At 60.2% G+C, this 1,653-nt stretch carries 3 protein-coding genes; all 3 read right to left on the reverse strand.

Annotated elements, in window-relative coordinates:
- Positions 1–242, reverse strand: a 242-nt coding sequence (locus tag C7964_RS19695; RefSeq protein WP_220000208.1) for a lipoyl domain-containing protein, incomplete at its 3' end; no start/stop codon positions are given.
- On the reverse strand, positions 232–1,227 hold the full coding sequence (locus C7964_RS19700; RefSeq protein WP_110281245.1) for an alpha-ketoacid dehydrogenase subunit beta: 996 nt from the start codon (positions 1,225–1,227) through the stop codon (positions 232–234). The genes C7964_RS19700 and C7964_RS19695, both read right to left, overlap by 11 nt.
- A 12-nt stretch (positions 1,228–1,239) precedes the next feature.
- The coding region (locus tag C7964_RS19705; protein WP_286164083.1) for a thiamine pyrophosphate-dependent enzyme at positions 1,240–1,653 on the reverse strand (414 nt) is incomplete at its 5' end.

A 1,653-nucleotide genomic window follows, 5' to 3' on the forward strand; every position in this document is an offset into this window, starting at 1 on the left:
TCGGCACTGTCCGAGATTTTGGCGATAACATTGCCAACAGGCACATCCGTCCCTTCGCCGGCCGCGACGTCGGTCAGGAAACCGTCTGCGGCGGCTTCGACCTCCATCGTGGCCTTGTCGGTCTCGACCTCGAACAGAATGTCACCCTTGGCGACCGCATCGCCGGGTTGTTTGTGCCACGCGACGATCAGGCCCGTTTCCTGGGCCATGCCGAGTGCGGGCATGATAACGTCAAGCGGCATGGATCATCTCCCCGCCGACCAGCAGCCGCGCCTTGGCGGCGACACCTTCGGGCGTAGGCACAGTGATATCCTCAAGCGCGGGGCTGAAGGGGATCGGCACATCCATCGCACCCATGCGCACCACTGGGGCATCAAGGTGATAGAACGCCTTTTCATTGATGCGGCTTGCGATTTCGCTGGTCACACCAAAGCTCTGGTGGCCTTCGTCCACCACGATGACACGGCTTGTTTTGCGGGCTGAGTCCAGCAGGGTCTTTTCATCCAGCGGCACAATCGTGCGCGGGTCGATCACCTCGGCGCTGATGCCTTCAGCGGCCAGAATTTCGGCGGCTTTCTCGCAGACCTGCACCATCGAAGAGGTGCCGATCAATGTGATGTCGCTGCCTTCGCGCTTGATATTCGCCTCGCCAAAGGGGATCAGATATTCCTCTTCGGGCACTGGCGCCTTGTCCTGATACATCAGTTTGTCTTCGAAAATGACGACCGGATTGTTGTCGCGGATCGCCGTTTTCATCAGGCCCTTGGCCTCGTAGGCCGACGACGGCATGGCGACCTTGAGGCCGGGAATATGGGCAACAAGTGCATGCAATGACTGGCTGTGCTGGGCCGCAGAGCGGCGCGTGGCGCCCATATTCGTGCGCAACACCAGCGGCACACTGAGTTTGCCCCCCGACATATAGTGCGTCTTGGCCGCCTGATTGCAGAGCTGGTCCATAATCAGGAAGATGAAATCGCCAAACATCAGATCGACGACAGGGCGCGTCCCGGTCATGGCCGCGCCGACCGCAAGACCCATGAAGCCGGGTTCGGCGATCGGGGTGTCGACCACGCGGCCTGTGCCGAATTCCTCGACGAGACCGGAAAGGACTTTGAACGGCGTGCCGGCTTCGGCCACGTCCTCACCGATGATGAACACGGTCTCGTCGCGGCGCATTTCCTCTGCCAGTGCTTCGTTCACGGCTTGGGATAGGGTGATCTCTCGCATCGCAAATTCTCCTTATGCCAGCGCGTGTTTGATGTCGGAAAAGACGTGCATGTCGACTTCGGAGACATCGGGGTATTTCGCATCAAGCGCATATTTGACGGCCGCTTCGGCGTCTTTGGCGATCTCGGCGTTGAGCGCGTCGATCTCTTCCTCGGTGGCAAGGCCCTCGCTAACGAGATGCGCGCGGAACCGGATGATCGGGTCGCGGTTGTCTTTCCAGTCCTTCTCTTCGTCCTTGGACCGGTAATACTCACGGTTGATGTCGCCCACATGGTGGCCGTGGTAGCGGTAGGTCATCAGTTCGATAAAGAACGGGCCTTCGCCCTTGCGCGCACGCGCGACCAGATCGTTGGCCAGCTTGTTGACGGCCAGAACATCCTGTCCATCCACCTGATGCGCTTCGATCCCGAAGGCCTCGGCGCGGGC

The sequence above is a fragment of the Loktanella sp. PT4BL genome, assembly GCF_003201935.1.
GTDB lineage: Bacteria > Pseudomonadota > Alphaproteobacteria > Rhodobacterales > Rhodobacteraceae > Yoonia.

Excerpts from the sequence above, each read along its gene's own strand:
- C7964_RS19700 (WP_110281245.1), bottom strand. The coding sequence starts at position 1,227 with ATGCGAGAGATCACCCTATCCCAAGCCGTGAACGAAGCACTGGCAGAG.